Source organism: Absiella sp. AM09-50 (assembly GCF_003433845.1).
GTDB lineage: Bacteria > Bacillota_I > Bacilli_A > Erysipelotrichales > Erysipelotrichaceae > Hoskinsella > Hoskinsella hominis.
The window spans coordinates 735-19,377 of sequence record NZ_QVFI01000019.1 but is presented as its reverse complement, the minus strand read 5'-3'; the positions used below and the strand labels follow the sequence as shown (position 1 = coordinate 19,377).

The 18,643-nt window shown below is 32.4% G+C and carries 16 protein-coding genes; 1 reads left to right on the top strand and 15 read right to left on the bottom strand.

Annotated features, from left to right (window positions below; translation table 11 throughout):
• Positions 1–4: 4 nt before the first annotated feature.
• The 12 genes from DW114_RS14715 to DW114_RS14665 form a co-directional block, all read right to left on the bottom strand.
• Positions 5–484 (bottom strand): PTS sugar transporter subunit IIA, encoded by a 480-nt coding sequence (locus DW114_RS14715; protein ID WP_117454499.1) that lies wholly within the window; start codon positions 482–484, stop codon positions 5–7.
• Between the two features lie 260 nt (positions 485–744).
• On the bottom strand, positions 745–1,200 hold the full coding sequence (locus tag DW114_RS14710; protein ID WP_117454498.1) for a hypothetical protein: 456 nt from the start codon (positions 1,198–1,200) through the stop codon (positions 745–747).
• Positions 1,193–4,786 carry a carboxypeptidase regulatory-like domain-containing protein gene (locus DW114_RS14705; protein ID WP_117454497.1) on the bottom strand — a complete coding sequence of 1,198 codons (3,594 nt, stop codon included), beginning with the start codon at positions 4,784–4,786 and terminating at the stop codon, positions 1,193–1,195. The genes DW114_RS14710 and DW114_RS14705 overlap by 8 nt, the downstream gene beginning before the upstream one ends.
• A 147-nt stretch (positions 4,787–4,933) precedes the next feature.
• A complete protein-coding gene (locus DW114_RS14700) occupies positions 4,934–6,289 on the bottom strand; it encodes an MATE family efflux transporter (protein ID WP_117454496.1) in 1,356 nt (451 codons plus the stop codon).
• A gap of 180 nt (positions 6,290–6,469) precedes the next feature.
• The gene (locus tag DW114_RS22020) at positions 6,470–7,507 is read right to left on the bottom strand and encodes an ATP-binding protein (RefSeq protein ID WP_255411923.1); all 1,038 of its coding nucleotides are present in this window, start codon (positions 7,505–7,507) and stop codon (positions 6,470–6,472) included.
• Complete coding sequence (locus DW114_RS21765; protein WP_255411924.1) at positions 7,456–7,746, bottom strand: AAA family ATPase; 291 nt, start codon at positions 7,744–7,746, stop codon at positions 7,456–7,458. The genes DW114_RS22020 and DW114_RS21765 overlap by 52 nt, the downstream gene beginning before the upstream one ends.
• A gap of 232 nt (positions 7,747–7,978) precedes the next feature.
• A complete protein-coding gene (locus tag DW114_RS14690; RefSeq protein ID WP_117454495.1) occupies positions 7,979–8,443 on the bottom strand; it encodes an S-ribosylhomocysteine lyase in 465 nt (154 codons plus the stop codon).
• Between the two features lie 2 nt (positions 8,444–8,445).
• Entirely contained in the window at positions 8,446–8,997 is a 552-nt protein-coding gene (locus tag DW114_RS14685) for a hypothetical protein (protein ID WP_117454494.1), read from the bottom strand.
• Between the two features lie 3 nt (positions 8,998–9,000).
• On the bottom strand, positions 9,001–10,245 hold the full coding sequence (locus DW114_RS14680; protein ID WP_117454493.1) for an AAA family ATPase: 1,245 nt from the start codon (positions 10,243–10,245) through the stop codon (positions 9,001–9,003).
• 107 nt (positions 10,246–10,352) lie between these two features.
• On the bottom strand, positions 10,353–10,649 hold the full coding sequence (locus tag DW114_RS14675) for a hypothetical protein (protein WP_117454555.1): 297 nt from the start codon (positions 10,647–10,649) through the stop codon (positions 10,353–10,355).
• 108 nt (positions 10,650–10,757) lie between these two features.
• On the bottom strand, positions 10,758–11,309 hold the full coding sequence (locus DW114_RS14670) for a PadR family transcriptional regulator (protein WP_117454492.1): 552 nt from the start codon (positions 11,307–11,309) through the stop codon (positions 10,758–10,760).
• A 157-nt stretch (positions 11,310–11,466) separates the two neighbouring features.
• Entirely contained in the window at positions 11,467–12,693 is a 1,227-nt protein-coding gene (locus DW114_RS14665) for an Mbeg1-like protein (RefSeq protein ID WP_117454491.1), read from the bottom strand.
• A gap of 196 nt (positions 12,694–12,889) precedes the next feature.
• Between DW114_RS14665 and DW114_RS14660 the strand changes: the two genes are divergently transcribed.
• The gene (locus DW114_RS14660; protein WP_117454490.1) at positions 12,890–14,446 is read left to right on the top strand and encodes a glucosaminidase domain-containing protein; all 1,557 of its coding nucleotides are present in this window, start codon (positions 12,890–12,892) and stop codon (positions 14,444–14,446) included.
• 301 nt (positions 14,447–14,747) lie between these two features.
• On the opposite strand, the gene DW114_RS14655 is transcribed toward DW114_RS14660, so the two are convergent.
• The 3 genes from DW114_RS14655 to DW114_RS14645 all read right to left on the bottom strand — a co-directional run bounded on the left by DW114_RS14655 (position 14,748) and on the right by DW114_RS14645 (position 18,076).
• Positions 14,748–15,494: an NERD domain-containing protein gene (locus DW114_RS14655; RefSeq protein ID WP_117454489.1), complete on the bottom strand. Its 747-nt coding sequence runs from the start codon at positions 15,492–15,494 to the stop codon at positions 14,748–14,750.
• A gap of 469 nt (positions 15,495–15,963) precedes the next feature.
• Positions 15,964–17,058, bottom strand: coding sequence for an SLC13 family permease (locus tag DW114_RS14650; RefSeq protein WP_117454488.1), 1,095 nt, complete (start codon positions 17,056–17,058; stop codon positions 15,964–15,966).
• Positions 17,059–17,137: 79 nt separating this feature from the next.
• Positions 17,138–18,076, bottom strand: a complete 939-nt coding sequence (locus DW114_RS14645; protein ID WP_117454487.1) for an alpha/beta hydrolase — start codon at positions 18,074–18,076, stop codon at positions 17,138–17,140.
• Between the last annotated feature and the right edge of the window lie 567 nt (positions 18,077–18,643).

The following is an 18,643-nucleotide window of genomic DNA, read 5'->3' as shown; positions in this document are numbered from 1 at the left end:
TTATTTATTGAAATGTAATAACCTTGTTCTCCCCCATTATAACATGACTTCCTGCTTCTTCGATAACCATGGAAAATTCACTTGTATTTGTTACAACCATTGGCGTTGTTAATACCATCTGCTGTTCTTTCATAAATGCCATATCTATCTGTATCAGTGGCGTTCCTTTCTTAACTTTATCTCCAACATTTACTAGTGCTGTAAATCCTTTACCATTTAAACTTACTGTATCTAAACCGATATGGATTAAAATTTCTGCACCATTATCTGCGGTGATACCCACGGCATGCAATGTATGTGCGACCATAGTAATTTTTCCATTACAAGGTGCACAAATTGTATCCGTTTCTGGCATAAAAGCGATACCATCACCCATCATTTTTTGGGCAAACACTTGATCTGGAACATTTTCTAAAGCAACACTTGTGCCTGTCACTGGGGCATATAGTACTACTGGTTCTTTCTTTTTGAATATTTGAAACATCATCTTCATCCTTTCCACAAATAAAAAACTCTTCAGTTGATTACACAAAAAACAGAACTATTTCTGCTTTTTAGGTAATGCCTCCCGAAGAGTAACAAGCCTTTTTCTATTTGCACATTTATATTAGCATCGGCTGTAAGCGTTGTCAACAATATTTTTCACATTTTTTTATAACTACATTTTTGTGAAAGTCCTCTAAGTTATGAAAAAAAACATGTTATAGGAAAATTTTTTAATCTTTTTCCCTAACATGTTTTTATTTATTTTAAGGCATAAACAGGATATTTTTCAACTTGAATTAATAGTACTTCATCCTGTACATTCATTTTTGAATACATGGATACATCACACTTTGCCTCTATCGTTTCACCATTACGGATAATATCAACATAGTATCCTCTGGCGTTTTTTCCTTTTGTGGCTCTATGGTCTGTATGACGTTTCTTTTCTATAACAACACCATATGTCTTTTCATTCACTTTCCAAGAAAAACTTTTAAACCATCTTACAAAGCAACGTATCGTTAATAAAATGAAAATTACCATACATATGATGCCGAATATGATAGTTGATATTGATTCTCCTTCTAGACTTCCAGGCATCAGAAATAATACCCAAATAACAATCACATCAATGATGACCATTAAGATGCCTATCTGAAGCAAATCTTTTCTACGGATTTTAAACCATCTTTCAATTAATTGATCCTCATTCATTTACTTCACTTGCCACAGCACCATCTAGTGGTTTATCTATCACTTCACTGTTTTCTAAATCATCAGAAGCATTTGTTTTTATTTCTTCTTGATTTTCTACAATCGTTTTATCTTCCTGTACAGGAGCATCGTTTACAGGTGTTTCTGTTTCTTTTACAGGTTCAACTGGTTCACTGTCAGAGTTTGTTTCTTCTTTCTGAATATCTGCTTTTTCATAATCTTTTAACTCTGTTTTATCTTCAAGGCTGAATGTGCTAATGCTAGAATCTGTACCAACATCATACGCGTTTTCTTGATAAGACATGGTGTTGATTGGAATCAGTTTCTTGGTTTTAGCATCAAAATCAAACACATGCCATAAAGTTCCACTTCTGTTTGGTACATTGTATGTCGCAATTAATGTTTGTCCAGCATAAACTTTTACCTGTGCTCCTGAACTTGCCATTGCACTAGAATTATGTTCATATGAATTTGAATAGTTATGTACATAGAAACTGTATTTACCATTCTGATTCATTTTATAAATCGTAGTTGTTTCAGGTCCAGATCCATCCACATCATCTAGGTCTAAGAAAGAATTTATCACACCATTATTTTTATATGCTTTATTATGGAAATAGATATGGAAATTACCATCACCAGCTGCTTTTGGTCCTATTAAATGAGAATCTAAATCGCTTGGTTCCTTTCCCCAAGTCAACACAATTCGTAAGTCACCTGTTGGTATCTCGCTATTTTCATCAGGTACTAAAGTACCATGTTTATCCATATGTATACCTTTTGTGACTGCGATATTGATATGGTTTGTGACATAACCTGAATTTTCCATTAAAACTGTATAGTTGCCTAATGGTAAATCGACTTTATAACCACCAAATGGATCTGTCATTACTGTTTTTACTACATCTCCAGTCGTATGATTCCAGCCTTTTCTAATCGTCAATTTCGTATTCGGAATTGCGCTGCCTGTAACTGAATTTGTTACATGACCACCAATAGTACCAATCTCTTGTTCATCACCATTTACCATTAAATACGTTTCCAGATAAATCTTATTTTTATCCATAACAGTTTCTAAACTTTCAAATGGAATATATCCATCTTTTGAAATCTTCACGATATAGGTTCCACCTGGTACAGTGGCTGTATATTTACCATTTGCATCTGTTTTGACAGTAGCTGCTGTTTTCATATTTTCGCTATTAATAATTTCAATATTCGCATTTTTAATATATTGGGTATGAACATCTGCATCTGCGACGCTGCCTTCTATAGTACCACCATTTTCATATGTACATTCAGGAACAGCCTGCATATTTTCATAATGCTTTGATATCTTTAATGGACTGTTATTTTCATCCCAAATTGTGAATGTCATACCAATATCCAGCCAATCATCAAGAACTGAATATTCAAATGCATTTAATTCTGCATATAAACATAAAGTTACATCTGCACACACTAGACCTGTTGATCTAGCTTTTATGTAGCCACTGGCTTTTCCACCAGCTTCTGCAGAGAAACTGATTAAATTACATCCAAATAATTGTGCGCCAAGCTCTATCTGAGGTCCTACTGTAACGGAACCAGATAATCCTGCAGAGATAGAATTTTGTATTGCGGAAATATTTCTTGGCTTGTTATTAAGTACCTGTACACCAAATGTTCCTGATGAGTTATATTCAACTTCAAATTTGCCTTCTGCACTCATTACAAGATTTACTTCTACAATGATGCCTACGCCATATACACCTACAACTGGAACTTCACCTAATTTAATTCGTTTTTCTATTTTGTTTTCACAAATAAAACTGTCTGGTCCAGTTATTTCTGTACCCTTTCCAAAGCCTACATTTAAATCCGTTGATTCTTGTACTTTGATATATGCATTTTTTACATTTGGTTTGAAGTTATCAAAATCAACATCAAATTTATATCCTACTGTTGGCATGGAAGTTTCTAATGAATAATCGATACTCCAGTTATCACCTAAATCTATTTCTCCACTTAATTGTACAGAACCATTGATGCCAACATTATTTTCTGGTACATCAAAGAAATCATCCATTGCGCCATATGTCTGAATACCATTTGCGGCACTATTGTAATTTACTTGGACACCTTCAGCCGGTTGAAATCTTGAGAAATCTAATGGTGCCTGACCACCTACATTCATTGAATCTAAGAATTCGCTTAATTCAGGTTTTTCATATGTGATTTCTAAATTGTTTCCATTTTCTTTGATACTTTCCACCTTATAGGCATTTTCATATCCAATGACGATAATAGCGCCTTCTTTTAAATCTTTCACATCATCTGTTTTTTTGATAGTCAGAACACCATTTTCATCTTTATACTCAATAGAATCATCCAGAGTAGTTACACCATCTTTAAAATCATATCCTTCAGGTGTATCTCCTTGCGCATCTGTTGAACCAAAAATTTCAATCATTTTAGTAATAATCTGTTTTGCCTCTTTTTCATTTAATGCACGTTTTGGATAAAAGTTATTTTGTTCAAGATTCATCAAGCCAGTATCTACTGCTAAGAAAACTTCTTTCTTATATGTAATTTCTGATGCATCTTTACAATTAATTTCTTCACCTGATAAATAACCTAACGCACGAACGGCTGTAATAGCCGCAAACTCTCTTGTGGCTGGTTGTTCAGGCTGGAATGTTTCACTTTTTTCGATCAAGCCATATGTAAATGCTATTTCAATGGCATCCTTATATTCGCTATTTGCGATATCATTAAATACTTCATCACGCTGTGATGCGTTATCAGGATAACCGACTGCATCTACAAGCTTTTGAATCCATTCTCCTCTGGTATAAGTGACTTCAACTTCACCATTGTTTTTATCATACGTTACTTGAGATTTTATTGTAACATCTTTTCCATTTACCTTGACGGTTTTCTCAACTGTGATCAAACCTTTTGTATCCTGCTCATTTGCTTTGATATCAGAAGCAGGTAACAATGTTGCAGCCATCAATAAGCATAATAAGAAGGTAGTTGCCTTTTTCACTTTCTTATGTTTAACAGCATAAACAGCCATCATACATCCACTTGCGATCAATAATGAAAATAAGAACGTGATATTGGTGTGATCACCTGTATCTACATCATTTTTTGGTGTATCAACTTTTGTTGTATTTTCATTTTTGTTATTTGTATCCGTAATTGTAGAATTACCGTTATCCGTATTGCTTGGATTGTTATCTTCTGGTGTTATCATTCCACCATTTTGTTTCACATCAGCTTTAAATTCTGATGTAAGTGAAACGCTGTCCTTCCCATTTAATGCTGCGATATCCAAGCTAGCCTTGCTTGTATCTGCAAGCGTAAATCCTTCTGGTACAACCGTTTCGATATGGATGTTTTTCATCACCACATCATTTTGATTTTCAACTTTAACTTCTGCTTTCACTGCATCCGTTTCACCATAGGAATCTTTATCTGTTTCCAAGGTGACATTAAGTCCATCTTGTATGTTTTCTTGTGCGTATAAGATAGCTGAATTTAATCCAAAAGCCATCAATAACGTAAGAAAACAAATCCCAACTTTCTTGATAATTTTCATTTTCTCCTCCTAAAAAATGGTTTTCTTGCCATTTTTCAGTATTTTATCACAGGTTTTCTTTCTAACACATATAATTTTATAAAATTGGAAATGACTTCCTCATTTTGTACAAAACGTAAAAAAAGCAAAGGCCATTTCAATTTTTGCCTATGCTTTTTGTGAAATTTTCATAATAGTTTTAGCTTTTACTATCTTTAAATATATGTATGCAAGTATGCTGACAGCTGCTTCTGTAATAGGAAATGCCCACCACAACGCGTTCAATCCAAATTGATTTGCCAATAGATAGACAATTGGCAACAACAATACCATTTGTCTTAATAATGTAATCATCAATGATTTATTCGCATGATCAACGGATTGGAATACTGCACTCAACACTAAAGATATACCTGCAAATATAAAGGATAAGCTAATAATTCTTAATGCTGGTACACCGATATTCATCATCTCTTCGTTTGCATCAAACAGGTACATCAACTGTTGTGGGAAACATTGGAATATGATAGTTCCCGCAATCATAATGACACAAGCGACGATTAAAGAAAAGTGAATAGAATCTAAAATACGCTGTTTCTTTTTTGCGCCAAAATTGTATGAAATAATTGGAATCAAGGCATTATTCATGCCATTAACTGCCATAAATACAAACTGTTGAAGCTTGAAGTAGATACTGAATGCAGAAACCGCCAGCTCACTGAATGTCACGAGAATCATATTCATAAATACTGTCATAAAGCTCATAATGGATTGCATTAATATTGCTGGTATAGCGATACGATACATATCTTTTATCATTCGTAATTCTAAATGGAATTCACGTAAATGAATTTGTACCTCTTTGATTTTGGTTTGTGTAATGATAATTCCCAAGAGCATTGCCACTATCTGTCCAATCACTGTCGCAATCGCAGCTCCTGTAACTCCCATTGCAGGAAGTCCCAGCATACCAAAGATAAAGATTGGGTCAAGCATAATATTTACTAAAGCGCCAACACCCTGAATAATCATATTGTATACTGTATTTCCTGTAGATTGCATAATTCTTTCATAGGTGATCTGCATAAAGACACCAAAGGAAAAGATTGTACAAATCTTCATATAACTAATGCCCATAGCTACAATTTCTTGATCTGTAGAGAACAATCTTAAGAATGCCTCAGAAAAGAAAATTCCAATGATCGCAAATATCAGCCAGTTAACAATCGCTAAAAGGATACCATGTAAAGCGACCTGATTAGCCTCTTTTGGTTTTTTCTGTCCTAAATAACGTGATAGTAATGCATTCAATCCAACAGCCGTACCACAAGCCACTGCGACAATAATCATTTGAATTGGATAACACAGAGATACTGCGGCAAGTGCATTATCAGATACCCTTGCGACAAACATACTGTCTACGATGTTGTAAAGTGCCTGAACCAACATAGAAATCATGATTGGTAAAGACATTGTCATAATTAATTTTTTAATTTCCATAACGCCCATTTTATTTTCTTCCATATATAATCCTCTCTTTCCACAGAAAAAAGGAACCCCGGGTTCCTTTGTTTCACTTCGATAGTTTCTTATGTTTTATGCAAAGCGAGTGTACAGATGGTATGGGTTACACCACTGTTCGTTTCTATTGTAACGGTTTTTTTACGAAGAATCAATTGTTTATTTTGATTTTTATCAGCCTATTTATATAAACATTAACATATACAATGGATAATTCTTAATGATAGGATCTTGTGTATTCACATTATTACTTGAAAAACGATAAGCATATACTGGATGATATTTTTCTATATATGCTTTTAGGCTTTTAGATTTTGTATTTTCTGCACTTTTTACTTCTATTGGAATTGCACCATCATTGGTGTTTAGTATAAAGTCTATTTCGTTATGCGCTGATGGCTCAAAGTAATATAATTCATGATGTTCACTTAATACTTGTGCAGTTATATTTTCATATATAGCACCTTTATAGATTCCTAAATTACCTGTAAGAATCTTATTTGCACTATCGATACCAAACATGGAAACCAATAAACCTGTATCTCCCATATATACTTTAAAAATTGAAGTTTCACGATATGCCCTCAACGGCTGATCGATGACTTTTAATCTTGTACATTTTTGAATAATACCACTATCTGATAACCATTGTAGACTGCTTTCAAATATCTTTGCATTTCCACCTTCTCGTACAAGTTTATATTGAAATTTTTTATTTTCCTTTGATAACTGTTCTGGAATAGATATAAAACAATCATGTACTTTTATTTTATCACTATGTTCAGCATATTTTGCCATATCACGATAATAATCTTCCACAATTTGGTGTTGAACATTTTGTACTTTTATGAAATCCTTTGTTTCGCAATAAGTTTTTACTACTTCTGGCATACCTCCACAAATGATATATTTTTTAAACAAATCCATATAAATTTGATGAATGCTTTCCATGACTGGTTTTCCTCGATCAAAACACTCTTTTAAATATTCTATTTGTTTATCATTTATATGGTTCGCATATAAAAATTCTTTGAAATTCATTGGCCTCATAGTCAATGATTGCACATAGCCAACAGGATAAGAAGATGTATGGTGAATCGCCACACCAAATAAGCTACCACTTATAATATAGTCATGAGGTGTTTCAGATCCAAGGAACTTTATCGTTGTTAGTGCCTGTGGACATGCCTGTATTTCATCAAGAACAATTGCGATATCCAATGAAAAATCACTTCAGGAAATCTTGTTTGTAAATACATTATAATTTCATCTGGTCTGGCTATTTGATCAAATATGGATTTTATATCTAAATCTCGCTCAAAATTGATATAGATATAAGAAGCATATTGTTTTTTCACAAATTCTAAAATGCTGTACGTTTTACCTGTCTGACGCGCCCCAGATATTATAAGAGGCTTATGAAATTTATCGTTTTTCCATTTTTTCAAATCTTCTTCCATCTTATACCACACTATATAATCATATGTTCAAAAAATATAATTTTTGTTATTTTTTATGTTCATAAAATATTCTAAAGCACTATTTTTTTGAAGATATTGCGTAAATCGAATACTTTTTAGCTATAATTTGATTTTAATATCATATGTTGCATTTTAATATTTGTAATGTTAAAACAAATAAACAAAGTTAAGATCAGAAAAAAACAGGATCATAAAATCCTGTATTTTTTACTTATTCTGGATATACCATATCTTCCACTGTCCATTGCTTTATCACTTCCCTATAATCTTTCGCATATACATTTGCTTGTTCAAGATTATGATCTAAATAATTTCCACATTCTTTACTTTCCTGTGCTCCTGGAATGGCGTCATGGAAATCTGAGATAAAAGCCATCGCTTCCTGTAGAAGTTTTATCGTTTCTTCTTTACTCATCGTATCTCTTGTTAAAAAATAAAACCCTGTGCGACATCCCATGGGACCAACATAGATGATTTGTTCACTATATTTTGAATTTCTAACATATGTAGCTAATAGATGTTCAAATGTATGTAATCCTGCATTCTCTAAATAAACACCTGCATTAGGAACCACCATGCGCATATCATAGGTTATCACATCCCCGTCAATGCGTGAAACATATAAACCTTTTCCTAACTTATCGTGATCAATACAAAAACTTGTTATTTTATTCATTTTTATCCTTCCTTTTCTTCAACTTTTTTTATAAAAATATCAAATTGCTCTTTTGTATAAGTATGTGTATTTCTTAATATATATCCTTTTAATTTATCTAATGCAAATAGCTTTTTTTCTTTATTTGCCTGATTATATAACTGTGCATAAATTTTTTCTCTAGCGGGTTCCATTATCTTATTCTGATTATATACAAGATAATATTCAATGTGTTTTCTTGAAAAATCAATATTAGGAATAACGTTCATTTCCAATAACATAATAATGCTATCGTAAATCTTTCTATATATTTGTGTAGCATCAATATTACCATTTTTAAACTCAAAGAAGAACCAATGATTTTTATCTTGGACATATAAGGCATCATTTGAACAAGGCATTTGCGTTTTCGTAATTGCCTTACAATATTCTCTTGGTATTTTATCAAAATCAATCGCTGTAACAACACTATCTGTAAGATAGCATTTATGAATATCATCATATGATAATGTTTTAAGGCTTTTCATATGTCCAATCAGGGAACTTGGCAATGTCTGTATAATTTCATCTTTCATTTATCAATTCTCCTGATTTTCTAATTCATAACGAATTGTATTCAGAATATCCAAAGGACTGGCCATTTTTTGGTAAATTAAATCGATATGATCATTCACATTTTCTATTTTCGCAATACCTTCTTCTACCTCTGATAAATAATAATTGCATTTATTATCAATCTCATGTTTCTTGGAGAATAAAGAAATAGCATCTAGGAAATACGGGCTATGGGTAGTAACTACAATAGTTAAATCGAAGTATTTTTGCAGCAACATAATGGTTTCTGCATATACAACCTGCCATTGTGGATGTAAGTGTATTTCTGGTTCATCAAAGATGATAACATCTCTATTTTCTAACAAACCTCTTTCCAACAATAATTTCAATAATGCAAAAGACTTCAATCCGGTTGATAGGTTACAAACATTCAAAGGTTCAGAAGCACTATCATCTTTATAATAAAATTCTCCATCGTTTGTTTGTATCACATCTCCATTTATCGCGTTATTCATTATTTCAAAGATTTTTTTCAATTTATCTTTTGCCATAACTGATGTAAACAGATTATCATCTATTTCACTTTTCATATGCACTAAATCATAAATCATTTTATCAGTAGTTGATGTAATTTTGCTTGATGGATTTAATTCATCCATAATAAATGGATTATCAATCAAAATGGCTTTGTGTTGAATTTCAAAAGTTCTTTCATATTCTTCACATTCATTTTTCATAAATTTTAATCTAATAGGATTGTTCTTTATAGACAGGGAAATAATACTTTCACTATCACTATTATTTAAAGGATTGATTTGTCCATGAAACATTTCATAAAAATAGCGTCGAATCAATTCTAAACGTACACTTTCTTTTGGCGCCTTTAAAAGAATAAAAACTTTTTCTGTTAATTCATCAACATCTAAATCTTTTCTATTTTTTTCATAAATATTCAATGTTCTTTTAATAACATTTCTAACTTCAGCGAAATCATAAGATGGTACTAATTGTTTAAGTATATTTTTTGCTATTACGTACTTCTTTTCAAATTTGTATTGAAAACACCATCCAAGAATTGATATTTCTATTTGTGAATTGCGAAGTTCTTCTATACGCCCATCAATATCCTTTAAAGAATTAAACATAGAAAATAATATTTTTCCTATTGTGCTTTTACCTGTATTATTTTCACCAGCAATCACTGTAATGCCATCCAATTTAATGTTTGCTTCTTTGATTTTCGCAAAGTTACTAATTTTTAACTCCATACATATCCTCCCTTCTTTCTTTGTTTATCGTGTTTAGTATAGTCTATTTCCTACCATTTTACAATGAGAAACAGAAAGGACCTGCATCCAACAGATCCTCATCAATACTAATTGTTTACTTCAGAATATTTTCTACGTTCCGGACTTAAATTATCTACATAATAACGAATGGTTAAGCTGGCAGCACATTTGCTTTTGTTTTTAGGTTCTACGATAAACCCATCACCTTCCAGCATTGCATCCAGCATCGCTTTACAACAAACATTCTGATTTTTTACGCCTGGTTCACATTCCTCCAAAAGGTCTTTTGCGTTTACTTCAATGTAAAGCCATTGCTTATCATGTGCAACCTGCTTTTTATTTTGGATACATTCTAAGTAATCTTTCATCTCTAGTTTAGCCATATTCATCTTTCCTCCTTGCCTTGATGAAACCTTTATAACCGTATTATAGCACGTATACTATGTTACATGAAAGTAATTTTCTGTTTTTCCATAAAAATGAAAGTTGTATCAAATCTTTTCTTTTAATTTATCAATACACCAATTTGCCCATTTTATTTCATTTTGATAATACATAAAGCCATATGTCATGGTCATTCCCCAATAAAAAGACTCATTTTCTTTCTGTGCATATGCCTCAAATTCAGGCAGTTTGGCGATATCCTCATTCATCCCATCAATGATGGCACTACATTCCTGTTTATATTTTTCAAGCATTCGCATTGTTTGATCAATATCAATATTACTGGAGAAGAATACCTTAATCAATAATGGATTTTTATATTTCATAACCTCACTTAAATCAGCATCCGCAAGCCATTTATGAAGCTCCAGTCTGCCTTCTTCTGTAATATGATAAACTTTTTTATTCGGCTTATCACTTTGATATATAATATCATTTTCCACCCAGTTCTCTTTCAAACAGTTATTCAATTCTTTATAGATCTGTGATGTTTGTGCGTGCCAGAAGAAAGCAATACTGCTTTTGAAATAACGGTTAATATCATAACCAGTCATATCATGATAATTCAATAAACCTAAAATTGCATGTTTTAACGGCATATCGACCCTTCTTTCTATTGTTGTTATATTCTACTATTAGAATACAATGAATCAAGCTTTATTGCAATATTTCCATCTTACAATTTTATATTTCAAACAAGAATTCACATGTTTTATTAACAAAAACCACATGACAATTTCATCATGTGGCATATCATTATCCTTCCTTTTCTTCCTCATTTCTTATAGAGCGAATAGCGGAAATAATACGATCATTGTTACGATTTACAAGATCTTGTATTTGAGATTTTTTTGTATCAATCAATACCTCATAGTTATCTATGATTCCTTGTGTTATTTCTTTGATATTCACTTCATTTAACGTTTGTACTGCTTTTTCTTTTACCTTATTAATCAGATTTTTTGTCTTTCTACGTTCAATTAAATCCTGGAACGTAATGGTCTGTATTTCTTCATATGGGATATCCTCAAATAAGTTAGTATATAAGGATATATGATACAATAATACCTTATACAATTCAGATATAGATAATGCACTATGGAAGTAATCATCCATGGTAGATACAACGGCATGCAAACGTTCTTCTTTTAAATTCACGAAGAAATCATTTACAAAATGATACACAATTTTAGGAATGGCAGTCTTTTTCTCTGCCAGGATATAATGATTATCATCAAAATCCATCGCATATAACTGATGGTTATGATACAACTGTATCAGGTTATTACAAGGCATGCTGGAGCGTATATAATGTGGTTTTGTTAAATTCTCAAAGAATGACGATATACAATCATTTTCACATTCAAATATCGTTATTTTCTTCAAAAATTCAGGATCTGTAGCCCGCATTTGATAAACATCCAAAATACTTTTCGTAATTCCCGGTGCATTAAAACTTACTACTTGTTGCAGTTTTGAAAGTAGTTTAGCATTCATTGTTAATGCCACATACATCGCAAGATTTCCGCCTTTTGAATGCCCACATAAATAAAATGGAGCATCAATCTTTCGTTTTTGCAGTTCATGTAAAGATACTAATTGTTGGTACGTTGGTCCATCTAAGAACATATGAAAATTATCTGTCCAATCCTGCCATCCGGTTTTGTGATTGACATCATCTAATGCTTCAGAACCGCGAAATGCAAATATTTCACCTTCAGGACAGGTAAATACATAAAACACCACACCACTGTTGGCATTATCATCCACAAACTCTTTTACATAAATATCGCTATAGCGCCCTTTGGGTATCTTTGCAAGTGCTTCTTTATGATAAGGCAATGTGACATCGTTTGGATATTCTTCATCCATTACAGTATCCTCTAAAATCTGCTGGATCAAAGTATCTACACTTACACCCGGCTGATATGCATCAAAATAACTGATCATGGATAAATCATAAAATGTTTTTTCATCTAACACTCACATCACACCTTTCATTTCACGTTCTTTATTATAAAGCTTTTCTATGATTGGGTAAAGCAAAGTACGATTTTCACATAGTTTCACTTGATGCCTTTATTTTATCATTTGCGAATTCTATTTATTTTCTTAAAATTTCTTTGGTTTTATTTTCTTTTGTTTCAGCATATTGTAAAATGTAGAAAAGGGTGTGACTATGACAAAGAGAAAAAAGAAAAAACACGTTTCCTACTTTAAAATTATATCGGTAGGCTTATTAATTGCGGGTGTGATCATCGTGTTCTTATTATATTTAGATACTAAAACAGATTACCATTTAGTTATCATAGATAAAAACGGAGTAGCTTCAGAAATTCAGACATATGATTCCTTCAAACTCGCAAAAAGTAATATGCGAAAACTGGATCATCAGGAAAATGAAAATGTGGAAATTACCACAGATGATGGTACCCGTGTCGCTATTCGCTATGGAGTGCTTAATTTTAAAACCAAACAGTGTACAGTTAATACTGTTTATACATTTGATGATCGTGATGAAGAAGGCTATATCAATGGCTGTTATGGTGCGGATGCTGTATATCTTGATACCAGCAATGATGGTAAAAAATTCAAATTTATGATGAGTGGTGTTGTTGGCTGGGTAGATCGTAAGGATGTAGAATTATTAGACTATTATAATGAAAAAGAAGTTGCAAGCGTCAGTCATTACGTTGTAAAAGACAATACGTTCTTACATAAAGGTACAACAGATGTGAAATCAGGGAACTATGCCTTTTCTCTTGACGTCGGACTGCCATTCCAAGATACTTCTTATGCGTATTATTACAGTTATGATGGACATTATTTTTACCCTTCTTTTACCAGTATGAGTGATGACTATCAAAATAACACCCGTAAAAACAGCGTCAATTATGATCAGCCATATTATAATTATTATCAATTTTTATCACATCGCAGTATCTCTAACTATTCCACACAGGATATCAACAAATATATCACAAGTATTCTTGGCTATACTTCACAGCCTTCTTCTTATCCTATGGGTAATGAGGAATCTCTTTTATTTAATATGGGAAAGGCATTTGTGGATGCACAGAATCGATATAGTACCAATGCGATTATGATGATGGGTCTATCCGCTAATGAGAGTGCTTATGGAAGAAGTGAACTGGCTTATGCGAAAAACAATTTATTTGGCCATGCGGCATATGATGCTTCTCCAAGCCAAAGTGCTAATAAATACGCAAATCCTCAGGAAAGTATTCTTGTACATGCTTCCGTTTTCTTGAATCAGGGTTATTTGAATGCCTGCGATGGTTTTAAAGGCAGTGGGACTTGTGATAGTGAACAGGCAAATCGTTACCGTGGCGCTTATCTTGGGGACAAGGAAAGTGGTATGAATGTTCGTTATGCTTCTGATCCTTATTGGGGAGAAAAAGCCGCATCCTTTTATCGAAAATTCGATAAAGCCATGGGAATGAAGGATGCAAAGTTTGATATTTTGATCAAAGATGTTGATCATGCGCCAGTTTATCAAAAAGCAGATAAGAATTCTACGATATTATATCGAACACCAACGGTAAAAAACTATTCTATGTTAGTTTTAGATATTATAAAAAACGATCAGGGTACTTGGTATAAGATAAAAAGTGATGCACCAATCAATAAAGAGGGTAATCAAGTAGAAACTGAAAGTAGCGCTTACAATGTTAAAAAGTCCGTTGTTTTTATAAATGCAGACGATTTGAAGTAATATATTGCCAACAAACGGTTCAAAAACGTTTAAATCAAAAAAATGTATTGATTTTTGAATTTAAATAAGCTATATTATAATCGTTAGTGTTATCAGCCGTCTTGCCCTTTCTTCCCCCACCCATATAGGCAAGCCGGTATATCTTCCCCCAGATCGATAACACTAACGCTTTTTTATTTATTAATGACAGGTAATCTTATATTGCCTGTTTTTTATATATTTAATTAATATTATGAAATAAAGCACATATCACATTGATTTATAGGAAATCCTACTTAATTCATTTAATCTATTTATTATATTATTTTAAGTTTTTAGAATTAATTGTATAACGACATTTTGGATAATTACTACATCCATAGAAAGTGCCGTATTTCCCTTTACGTAAAACTAATGTTCCACCACATCTAGGGCAAATATTGCCTTTTATTTTTTCATTTGTCAGTTTAATATTTTTTCTAGTATTCGTTATATGATCCTTACGTTCCTGTTTTTCTTTTAATTGATTTTTCTCAATCACCTGTTTCATCACTCTTACTTGATCCATATCGTAACATTTATCTACACTCAACTGTTTTATACATTTCACAATATTCTTAATATAGATCACATGTTCTTTTTCAATATGAACTTTTAAATCTGCTTCTGTTGAAAATGCCACAATAGGAATGAATCGAACAGGTTCATCAAATAATGCTTCTAGTGCTTTTTGATGTCCATAATTTTGGCGTATTGGATTCTTAAACTGATGCTTATTTCCGTAGATATTTTGTGTCCAATACTCTCCTTTTTCATTTCCCGTTATCCATCCTTTATAGTTTTTTGTTTCAATTACAAAAATACCATACACTGATAAAACAACATGGTCAATCTGTGTAGTGCCTCTATCCGTTTTTAATAAGATGTCATTTAAAATGACATACTCGTTTTCTGGCAGCTTTTCGAGTTTTCTTGCGACACTTTTTTCTCCTATCATCCCTTTTATTTTAGGTTGAAATGCTTTGAATATTATTAATAACAAAAATAAAATGAAAAGATATTGCATCATATATTCCCCCTCAATTTTCTATATTATATCATTATATAAACAATAAAAACACAAGAAGCAGATATTTTGCCTGTTTCATTACTCCAGCATTTAAAACAAGCAATCTTTCCATCATTCAAGAATAAAAAAGTCCTTCCTTCTGAAAAGCTCATCATTCATTTCAGGAGAAAAGACTTTGTGTGATTTATAGCAACACAAGAAAAGGAAAATTGTAATATTAGTGTAATGAAAGGATTTTCGCAATGACCTTGTACTTGTGGGGCTACCTTTTTCTTTAAAACTTTTTTACCATAACGCAACAGCTACCAGCTCGTTGGTTAAGTATATATAACACAAATATTTCCTTTCGCAAGTGTTATTTGAAAATAATTCATAATTTTGTAAATTTCTTATGATTTATGTGTGTTTTTGAGTCAGAAATCACAGTCTATATATAAAAGCAGGCAATAAAAACATCTATTGCCTGCTTTTATATAAAAATAAATATGATTAATATAAGTAAGAAAATAAGATTATATCCTGTGAATACTTTTAAATATTTTCCAGTATCTGCATGAGGTTCATTTGCATAAAACTTAAATGATATCAGACTTGCAAGAGAAGCAATCAAAGTCCCAAGACCTCCAAGATTTGTGCCAATCAACAATCCTGATGCTTGATTTGTAAAACTTGATAACAACACTGCAGAAGGTACATTGCTGATTACCTGTGAACTTGCGATTGCCGTTGGTATTGCGTAATCTTTCATACAGCTTCCTAGAAATTCCTGCATCCAATCGATTTTTCCAATATTGCCAGAAAAGATAAAGAAACATACAAATGTTAATAATAATGCATAATCTACATCTTTTAAAACAACTGGTGATACCAATAACATTGTAACAACAACAATCAGAAATACCGCCTGATAGGGCAGGATATGCAAAACGCTGAGTAAAGAAAGTATAAATAACACAGCAAATAATATAACATCCCTTGGTTTGATCATATGGACTTTTTCAGGAAAACTTACCTCTAATGTTTCATTTTTCATCAACATACAGCACACAATCAATAACACAAGTGCAAGGAAGGTGAACTTTCCCATAATAGAGAAGAAATCCCCAATGGTTAGTCCATATTTTGTATATAGAAACAGATTTTGTGGATTACCAAACGGTGTGGCCATACTTCCAAGATTTGCTGCGATCGTTTGTAATGTTATGATAGGAATCAAGTATTGTTTACGATCAATCATATCCAATACCAATATCGCAAAAGGCACAAATGTAATCAATGCGACATCATTGGTTATGAACATAGATGAGAAAAACGGTAATAGCACCAAAATCAGAAAGAATACACGTAATTGTTTTCTTCCAGATAATAAACGCTGTGCGAATACGATAAATACGTTACATTGTTTTAATCCTGCGATTACTGCCATTAAACAAAATAATAAAGCTAGTACACGTACATCAATAAAAGATAATGTTCCCATGCTAGGTGGTACGAAAATCATAGATATGAATGCGCAGATAGCTGCTATACATAACACTTTTTCTTTTTTTATAAATTCAATCATGCAATCCCTCAATTCTTGCCTTTATGATTTTACCATGTTTTTTCATAATCGCAACTAAAAAAAGCAGCGTTACACTGCTTTATTTCATATATGTTTCAATAAAAGAATCTATTTTATCCCAATACGTCTTTGGATCTACTTCTTTACTTTTTCCATGCCCTGGGCCTTCGATAATCAAAATATCTTTTTCACAGACTGCGGCATCGTATAATGGATATACCATGCTGGTTGGCACAAAATCATCAGCATCCCCATGAATAAATAAGGTCGGCGTTTTAGATTTTTTCACTGCTTCCAAAGCATCTGCATCTTTCAGATTATATCCACCACGTATCATTGTGACAATATTTGCGGCATCTAGTGCAGGAAAGGATGGCAAGCCAAATAAATCATCTAATTGGTAAGAAAATTCATCCCATGCGGAGGTATATCCACAATCTTCAATTGCGACTTTTACATTTTCCGGTAGATTATGTCCTGTAGTCATCATGACAGTACTAGCTCCCATAGACACACCATATAATGCAATTTCCGCTTTTGGATTATCCTTGATGATTTCATTGATCCATTCCACGATATCATCACTATCCCAGGCACCCATACCTATAGCAGTTCCCTCACTTTGTCCATGACTTCTTAAATCTGGCACTAATACATTGTACCCCATATCATAAAACCGATTACCGCTCGCTAACATATCTCTGCCTTGTCCCATGTAGCCATGTACTGCGATAAGCCATTTATTTGCGTTTTGACTTGCTTCATAAGCATGTAAACGATAGCCATCTTGATTTGTGATCCAGCGATCTTTTCCATGTTTCATAAAGGCAGCCTCTGCCTCACTTTTGGCTTTTTCTGCGACAGAATCATTTTCACTGCTTCCAAATACGACTGACTTATCACTGGTGGAATCGATTGCCAGGGTATAGAAATAATTTCCAGCATAGCCAATAACACCTGTGATTATAATCAATATTGTAATACATATTCCAATAATTATTTTCGTTCTTTTCTTCATATAAACACCTTTTCTTTCAAGACTCGCCTATTATACCAAAAATATTTTGATTGTCAAATGATTTTGTAAATCAAAATAACACTACTTACAGTATATGTAAGTAGTGCATCCCATGAATCGATATAATTATTTCGTTAATCTATTTGCTGATTATTCACTTGCCATTTCCTATGTTTAAAATAAACCTTATACAAGGTGGTCTGAAAGTTTAATTACATTTTTTACCAGTATTCTAATAAGCAGATATACTTTTTTATACCTATACCATATCCACTCACTTTTATGATAAAACGTTTATGGTTTTTCCTGTTTTGATAATAACTTAATAGCTGTATAAATATCTGTATCTTTATCCTTTTGATAATTATATATAGGTTTTTTTGCTTTTTGTAAAAGTTTTTTAGGATTTTTGGACCTTTTTTACGTATGTAAATATTATAAGGGTACAATACCCTGGAAAGTTAGAGGACAACAATGAAATATCTCAAAAAAAGCAAAAAGAAAAACCTGAATAGGCGTCAAAAGAAATTTGAAAGAAGATTAAAGAGAATTGTAGTTACTTATGAT